The sequence below is a fragment of the Methylobacterium crusticola genome (assembly GCF_003574465.1).
GTDB classification, from domain to species: Bacteria; Pseudomonadota; Alphaproteobacteria; order Rhizobiales; family Beijerinckiaceae; genus Methylobacterium; species Methylobacterium crusticola.
Window position 1 is genome coordinate 1 of sequence record NZ_QOWC01000296.1, and the last position, 7,659, is coordinate 7,659.

General features: G+C 75.2%; 7 protein-coding genes and 1 other RNA gene. 4 read left to right on the top strand and 4 right to left on the bottom strand.

Going from position 1 to position 7,659, the window contains the following annotated elements:
- A partial coding sequence (locus DT057_RS33160; RefSeq protein ID WP_244937424.1) for a DNA polymerase III subunit gamma/tau occupies positions 1–1,376 on the bottom strand: 1,376 nt, incomplete at its 3' end.
- A gap of 61 nt (positions 1,377–1,437) precedes the next feature.
- Positions 1,438–1,534, bottom strand: an RNA gene (gene ffs / locus DT057_RS33165) — signal recognition particle sRNA small type.
- Between the two features lie 299 nt (positions 1,535–1,833).
- On the opposite strand from ffs, the gene DT057_RS33170 reads away from it, so the two are divergent.
- Complete coding sequence (locus DT057_RS33170; protein ID WP_128566281.1) at positions 1,834–2,841, top strand: alpha/beta fold hydrolase; 1,008 nt, start codon at positions 1,834–1,836, stop codon at positions 2,839–2,841.
- A 49-nt stretch (positions 2,842–2,890) separates the two neighbouring features.
- On the opposite strand, the gene DT057_RS33175 is transcribed toward DT057_RS33170, so the two are convergent.
- The gene (locus DT057_RS33175; RefSeq protein ID WP_128566282.1) at positions 2,891–3,181 is read right to left on the bottom strand and encodes a hypothetical protein; all 291 of its coding nucleotides are present in this window, start codon (positions 3,179–3,181) and stop codon (positions 2,891–2,893) included.
- 309 nt (positions 3,182–3,490) lie between these two features.
- Between DT057_RS33175 and DT057_RS33180 the strand changes: the two genes are divergently transcribed.
- From DT057_RS33180 to DT057_RS33190, 3 genes are all read left to right on the top strand, one after another.
- Positions 3,491–4,075, top strand: a complete 585-nt coding sequence (locus DT057_RS33180) for a PilZ domain-containing protein (RefSeq protein ID WP_128566283.1) — start codon at positions 3,491–3,493, stop codon at positions 4,073–4,075.
- A gap of 273 nt (positions 4,076–4,348) precedes the next feature.
- On the top strand, positions 4,349–6,034 hold the full coding sequence (locus DT057_RS33185; protein ID WP_128566284.1) for a methyl-accepting chemotaxis protein: 1,686 nt from the start codon (positions 4,349–4,351) through the stop codon (positions 6,032–6,034).
- Positions 6,035–6,188: 154 nt separating this feature from the next.
- Positions 6,189–6,956 carry a molybdate ABC transporter substrate-binding protein gene (locus DT057_RS33190; RefSeq protein WP_128566285.1) on the top strand — a complete coding sequence of 256 codons (768 nt, stop codon included), beginning with the start codon at positions 6,189–6,191 and terminating at the stop codon, positions 6,954–6,956.
- Positions 6,957–6,970: 14 nt separating this feature from the next.
- Here DT057_RS33190 and DT057_RS33195 read toward each other — a convergent pair whose 3' ends face one another.
- Positions 6,971–7,459: a CinA family protein gene (locus DT057_RS33195; protein ID WP_128566286.1), complete on the bottom strand. Its 489-nt coding sequence runs from the start codon at positions 7,457–7,459 to the stop codon at positions 6,971–6,973.
- Between the last annotated feature and the right edge of the window lie 200 nt (positions 7,460–7,659).

The window sequence follows — 7,659 nt, forward strand, 5'->3', positions numbered from 1 at the left end:
GGGCCGCCCATCGGCGCATGCGGGCCGCCCATCGGCGCGCCACCCGCCTGCGCGCTGCCGCCCGGGTGCGCGCCGGGGCCGACTCGGTCACCGGGGCCGGCCTGGGCGGTCGCCCCGGCCGGGGCCGGGACCGCGACGCCCGCGCCCTCCTTCAGCTGGCGCAGGGCCTCGTCCGGCGTCGGCAGGTCGGCGGCGTAGATCAGGCGCACCAGCGCCATCTCGGCGGCCGCGAGGGGCCGCGCCGCGACCTGGACCTCGGGGATGGCCCGGAGCAGGATCTGCCAGGCCCGGGAGAGCGCCCGCACCGAGAGCCGGTCGGCGAAGCCGCCGCCCCGCACCCGCTCGGCCTCGCTGAGGGCGGTGTCGGCCCGCGCCGTCTCGGGCGCGACCTTGAGGCGGGTGACGAGGTGGGTGAACTCCGCGAGGTCCGAGAGCACGACGCCCGGGTCGGCGCCGGCCTCGTACTGGGAGCGCAGCTCCCCGAAGGCCGCCGGCACGTCGCCGCGCATCGCGGCCTCGAACAGGTCGATGATCCGGGCCCGGTCGGCGAGGCCCAGCATGTCGCGCACCGTCTCGGCCCCGACCCGGCCGGCCCCGTGCGCGATGGCCTGGTCGAGGAGCGAGAGCGAGTCGCGCACGGAGCCCTCGGCCGCCCGCGCGATGGCGGCGAGGGCCTCGGCGTCGGCCGCGACGCCCTCGGCGTCGCAGATCCGGCCGAGATGCGCGATCAGGGCGCCGGCCTCGACCCGGCGCAGGTCGAAGCGCTGGCAGCGCGACAGGATGGTGACCGGGACCTTGCGGATCTCCGTGGTGGCGAACACGAACTTCGCGTGCGGCGGCGGCTCCTCCAGCGTCTTCAGGAAGGCGTTGAACGCCTTCTCGGACAGCATGTGGACCTCGTCGACGATGTAGACCTTGTAGCGCGCCGAGACCGGGGAGTAGCGGATGCCGTCGATGATCTGGCGGACGTCGTCGATCCCGGTATGGGAGGCGGCGTCCATCTCGAGCACGTCGATGTGGCGCGATTCCATGATCGCGGCGCAATGCAGGCCGAGGCCCGGCATCCGGATCGTCGGGCCGGCCTGCGGCTCCCCGTCGAGGGCGTAGTTGAGGCCCCGGGCCAGGATGCGGGCGGTGGTGGTCTTGCCGACGCCCCGCACGCCGGTGAGCATCCAGGCCTGCGGGATGCGCCCGGCCTCGAAGGCGTTGGCGAGCGTGCGCACCATCGCGCCCTGGCCGATCAGGTCGTCGAAATCCTTGGGCCGGTACTTCCGGGCCAGCACGCGGTAGGGCGCGGCGGCGGGCGCGGGCGCTGGCGCGGCGAACCCGGGGAGGCCCGGCTCGTCGGTCGAGGGCGTGCCGGAGGTCTCGTCCATGCGGTCGCGGGTTCGGAGAGGGGCCCCCGGCGGGGGCGCGCGCACTCGTGAAGAGGTGCTGGGTGGGAGGCTGGACGAAAACCCGCTCGGTCTCGTTAGGGCTGCTTCCTTCCGGACCTGACCCGGTTGGCGAGTGAAACGTCCCTCGCCAACCTCCCGGCGCCTATATGGCGGGACGGATCCCGAAACGCAAGCGCCGGACCGATGCGGCGCCGGCCCGGCCGGTGCAGCGCCGGGCCCCGCGCCCCGGCCCGGACCGGGGGGCGGCGCCGGGGAAAAGCCGATCGGCACCAGGGTCTTGGGCCGCCGGACCCGCTGCCCGGTCCGCCCGCGCACGCCTAGGCGCGCTCCTGCCCGCTTGGCCGGGCTTCACCCGCCTGGCCGGGCTCCGCCCGCCTGACAGGCGTCGCGCCGGCCTGTAAGAGCCTGATCGCCGAATAGCGCCCGGAAGGTCCCGATGCCCCGCCGCCCCCGCCTCGCCGCCGCCGCCCTCCTGTCGGCGCTCCTCGCCTCCTCCGCCGGCGCCCAGGAGGCCGCCTACGGGCCCGAGCTGGAGGGCTTCGACTACCCCTACCCGGTCCAGCGCCACGCCTTCCCGTCGCAGGGGCAGGAGGTGTCCATGGCCTTCATGGACGTGCGGCTCGAGCGGCCGAACGGGCGCGTCGTGGTGCTGCTCCACGGCAAGAACTTCTGCGCCGCCACCTGGGGCGACACCGCCGCGGTGCTGGCCGGCGCCGGCTACCGGGTGCTGGCGCTCGATCAGGTCGGGTTCTGCAAGGCGAGCAAGCCGCAGGGCTACCAGTTCAGCTTCGCCCAGCTCGCCAGCAACACCCGCGGCCTGCTCGCCGCCCTCGGCATCCCCCGCGCCACGGTCGTGGGCCACTCCATGGGCGGCATGCTGGCGGCCCGCTACGCCCTGATGTTCCCCGAATCGGTGGAGCAGCTCGTGATGGTCGACCCGCTCGGCCTCGAGGACTGGCAGGCCAAGGGCGTGCCCTACCAGACCATCGAGGCGGCCTACGCCGACGAGCGCAAGACCACGGCCGCGCGGATCAAGGCCTACCAGCTCAAGTTCTACTACAACGGCCAGTGGAAGCCGCACTACGACCGCTGGGTCGCGATGCAGGCCGGCCTCTACGCCGGCCCGGGCGCCGAGCGGGTGGCCTGGAACCAGGCCCAGACCTCCGACATGATCTACACCCAGCCGGTGGTGCAGGACCTGCCGCGGCTGCGCGTGCCGACGGTCTTGATGGTCGGCGACAAGGACCGCACGGCGCCGGGCGCCGGCCGGGCCGCCCCGGACGTCGCCGAGACCCTCGGGCGCTACGACCGGCTCGGGCCCGAGGTGGCCGGGCGCATCCCCAACGCCCGGCTCGTCGTGTTCCCGGGACTGGGCCACTCCCCCCAGGTCGAGGCGCCGGACCGCTTCCACGAGACGCTCCTCGGCGCCCTCGCGGAGCGCTGAGGCGGTCCCGGGGCCCGCGGCGCCGCGCCCGGGGACCGCCGGGCGGGCGCTACGAGGACAGGTCGGTCCGGTAGAGCATCTTGCGGAACGCGTCGCAGACATGGGCCTCGGGCGACTCGTCGAGGACCGGCAGCCCCGCCGCGTCCGGGTCGGCCGACCCGGCCAGCTGCTGCGCCGCGAAGGCGGCGCCGGGGGTCCCGATCATCAACTCCTCGACCGAGTCGAGCAGGACCCGGACCTCATCGCCCCCGAGAACCTTCGCGCGGTGCAGCGTGCGGATCAGCTGCGTGGCCAGCGTCTCGAGGGCGACCAGCCGGTCCTCGATTTCCTGCGTTCCCATGATGCACACTCTGCTCCGCCGCGCCGGGCCCGCGCCCAGAGCAGCACGGCCCCGGGAAGATTTTGCAACCGGGTTTCGTGGCATTTGAAGCAACGGGCGAAATCGCAATCAGCAGTCAGTAGACCGCGGCCGTCGACCGGGGCAGACGGGAGCCGTGCGCCCGGACCGGACGCGATCGCCGCATTTGCGTACGCCGCGTTAAGACTCTGGAGCGATCATCGCGTGCTGGAAACCTTGGCGGTGCAACCGTTCTGGCGCTCTGGAAACTCTACCAGAAATTCCGGTGACGACGTGCGAAACGATCTTAAGTTGCATGGCGAGCGAGGCCCGGCGTCGGACACCTCGCCGGCCCCGCTGCGGATCAACGGGCGCTACCTCCTGCCCGGCGGTGCGGAGCATGCCTGCCAGGCCCGCAGCCTCTCGCCGGAGGCCGCCGAGGTGCTGGCGCCGGTTTCCGGCCGGCCGGGGGACACGGTCACGGTCTACCTCGACGACGTCGGCGCGCTGACCGGCGTGATCCGGGCCGTGACGCCCCGGGGCTTCAGCATGACGGTCGAGGTGGGGCGCGAGCGCCGCGCCCGGATCGCCGCGCGCCTGGAATGGCTCGCGGGGCGCGACGGCGGACCGGCCGACCAGCGCGACAACCTGCGCATCGTGCCCACCGCGACGGCCGTGACGGTGCGCCTGCCCGACGGCGCGGCCGTGCCCGGCACCATCCTCGACCTCTCGATGAACGGCGCCGCCGTGGCGGTGGTGGCGCGCCCCTCCGTCGGCAGCACCGTCACGGTCGGCAAGCGCTTCGCCACGGTGGTGAGGCACATCGACGAGGGGATCGCGGTGACGTTCCGCCTCCCGTTCCGGCCGGAGACCTTCGGCCAGCACGTTGTGCTCTGAGCGGGCGCAGCCCGGCGCGCCGCCCCCGGCCGGCGGCATCCCCCCGCAGGCGAGAGCCGGCGCCCGCACCCGGCCCGGAACGATAGTGCCGGTTGCGGCAAGATCGACGCGGTAAAGTTCAGGACGGCGCCGGACGAGCGCCCGTCGTGGCGGGTGGAGGCGGGCTTTGCCGCCCGGTCCCCGCCGGTTTAATCAAGCTCTAACAAAAACGACCTATGCAGGGCGCCCAGTGTTTCGGTCACGACCGGCCGGAACGACCTCGATGGGCGCGTCATGAAGATCTCAATCAAGCATGTTCTTGCCGGCACGATCCTCGGCCTCATGCTTTTCGTGATGATCCAGGGCGTCAACAGCATCGGCCGGCTGAGCGCCATCCAGGCCAGCATCACCGAGATCGCGCAGGACCGGATCCCCGCCTCGAACATCATCAACCAGATCAACGCGGAGACCCTCGGCTACCGCATCAGCCTCTACCGCTTCGTCGCGACCTCGAGCGACGATGCCGCCTACGAGCGGAACGAGCAGGCCCTGACCGACAGCCGCAAGGTCCTGATCGACCTCCAGGGCCGCTACGAGGCGCTCGTCGGCGCGTCGGCCGAGCGCGGGACCTTCGACCGGTTCGTGGCCCTCTGGAGCCGCTACCTGCAGAACGAGAAGAGGGTGACCGGCGCCATGGCGGCCGGCGACCAGGCCGCGGCCCTCGCGGTCCTCACGGGCCCCGAGATGGTGACGCTCAACGCGGACGCGACCGGCGCCCTCATGCGGATCGTCGCCATGAACGCCGAGACCGCGGTCAGGGCCGCCGAGCGCAGCCGGGACACGGCCGCGGCCGGGATCCTGGCGGCCTACCTCGTGGGGGGGCTGGCGGTCGCGGCCTCGGTCGCCGCGATCCTGTTCAGCCTGCTCGGCGTCGCGGGCCCGATCGAGCGCATGACCGCCGCCATGCGGGCGCTGGTGAGCGGGGAGACCGGGGTCGCCGTGCCGGGCAGTGGGCGCAGGGACGAGATCGGCGCCATGGCGGAGGCCCTGCAGGTGTTCAAGGACACCCTCCTGCGCGCCCGGGCCCTCGAGGCGGAGACCGCGCAGGCGCGCCTCGCGGCGGAGGAGCAGCGCAAGGCTGGCATGCGCCAGATGGCCGACGGGTTCGAGCACGCGGTCGGCGGCATCGTCGGCTCGGTGACCGCGGCGGCCGGCGACCTCCAGGCCACGGCCCAGCGCATGGCGGGGCGCGCGGCCGCGACGGCGGACCAGTCGACCGCGGTCGCGGCCGCCGCCGAGGAGGCGGCCGCGAACGTCGGCACCGTGGCGGCGGCGGCTGAGGAGCTCGGCGCGTCGGTGCAGGAGATCGGCCGGCAGGTGAACGGATCGGCCGGCCTCGCCCAGTCGGCCGCCGCCGAGGCGGCCGAGACCGCGGCCCTGGTGGAGGAGCTGAGCGCCGCCGCCGCGAAGATCGGCGACGTCGTGGCGCTGATCTCGACCATCGCCGGGCAGACGAACCTGCTCGCGCTCAACGCCACCATCGAGGCGGCGCGGGCCGGCGAGGCCGGCCGCGGCTTCGCGGTGGTGGCCGCCGAGGTGAAGAACCTCGCCAACCAGACCGCGCGGGCGACGGAGGAGATCGGCGGGCAGATCGGCCGCATCCAGGGCTCGACGCACCAGGCGGTCTCGGCCATCGGCGGCATCACTGGGCGGATCCAGGAGATCAGCGCCGTGGTGACCTCCATCGCGGCGGCCGTGGAGCAGCAGGGCGCCGCGACGCAGGAGATCGTCCGCAACGTCTCGCAGGCCGCGGTCGGGACCGGCGAGGTCACGCGCAACATCGCGGGCGTGGCGGGGGCGGCCGACGACACCGGCGCCGCGGCCGGCCGCGTGCTCGACTCGGCCTCCGACCTGTCGCGGCAATCGGGATCCCTGAACGCCGAGGTCGCCCGCTTCCTCGCCACCGTGCGGGCGGCCTGAGCGGCCTTCCGGCGCGCCGGGGCCTTTGTCCGCGGGCCGACATCGGGCACAACACCGCGCGGGCAGCCTGCCGCGCGCCGACCGGCGCGGGCCGACGGGGTGCAGCGCTCCGGGACGGGGTCGTCCCGGGGGGATCCGGTTCGGGAGGACGCTCATGGCCGCGCGCATCGCCCCCGTCGCCCTGGGGCTGACGCTCCTTGCCGCGACCGCCGGCAGGGCCGCGGAGATCCGGGTGATGAGCGGCGGGGCGCCCCGCGAGGCCCTGGCCGCCCTCGTGCCCGAATTCGAGCGCCGGACCGGCCACCGCGTCCGCCTGACCTTCGCGGTCGTGACGGCGCTCGCGCAGCGGCTCGGCGCCGGCGAGGAGACCGACGCGGTGCTGCTGCCGGTCCCGGTGATCGACCGGCTCGTGGAGGCCGGGCCCCTGCGGGCCGAGGGACGCGCCGTCCTCGGCGCGCTCAGCCTCAGCCTGATCGTGCGCCGGGGGGCGCCCGCCCCCGACATCGCCACGCCGGACGCCCTGCGCCGGGCCCTGACCGGGGCCCGCTCCGTCGTGCTCGCCACGCCGGACGCGACGCCGAGCGGCGCCCACATGGCCCGGGTCCTCGAGCAGCTCGGCATCGCCGCGGCGATGCGCGACAAGGTGATCCACAAGCCGGCGCTCGACGGCGGCGTCGACCTCGTGGCGAGCGGCGGGGCCGAGATCGGCGTCTACCCGACGAGCGAGGTCGCGCACGTCCCGGGCGTGACCGTGGTCGGGCCGCTGCCGCCCGCCGTCCAGCTCACGATCGTCTACGGCGGCGCCGTCGCCCGGGCGGCGGCCGCGCCCGACGCCGCAGCGAGCTTCGTCGCCTACCTGGCGGATTCCGCCCGGCGGCCGGCCTGGCGCGAGGCCGGCTTCCGTCCGCCCGGCGAGCCGTGAGGCCGGCGGCCCGCTCAGGCCTCGGCGAGGGCGGCCGCGAACTGGTCGAGGAGACTCGCGGCGAACGCCTCCATGTTCGCGGCCCGGTCGGACCGGCCGGTCTCGAGTGTCAGGCTGCGCGGCCCGGCCGGGCCCACGATCGCCAGGCAGGTGTGGCCCGCCGCGTCGCCGTAGCGGTTGCCGCCCGGGCCGGCCGCGCCGGTCTCGGCCAGCCCCCAGGCGGCGCCGTGCCGCTCCCGGACCCGGCGCGCGAGCAGCGCCGCGTAGGGCTCGCTCGCGCTGCGCAGGCCCGCCATCGCCTCGTCGTCGATCCCGAGGAGCGCGCGGCGGGCCTCGCGGGTGTAGACGACCGCGCCGCCCAGGAAGTACGCCGAGGCCCCCGGCACCGCCAGCAGGGCGGCCGCCACGAGCCCTCCGGCGGAGGATTCCGCGACCGCCACGGTCTCCCGGCGGACGGTGAGCGCCTCGGCAATGCGGGCAGCCCGCTCGACCAGATCCCGCATCGCTCGTCTCCCGGGCCGCGAACGAGGACCGGCCCAGCGCCCCGGCGCGTCCGCGAACCCCGACCGCGCCGGCTCCAGCTATGCCCGGGAGCGCCGCCGGTGTCCACGCCGGGGCGCCGGGCGGGCGCCGCTCCGGCCGGGAGGCGACACGCAAGCCGGCGGGACGGCGGCCGGCGCCGCTCGCGGGCCTCGTCCCCATC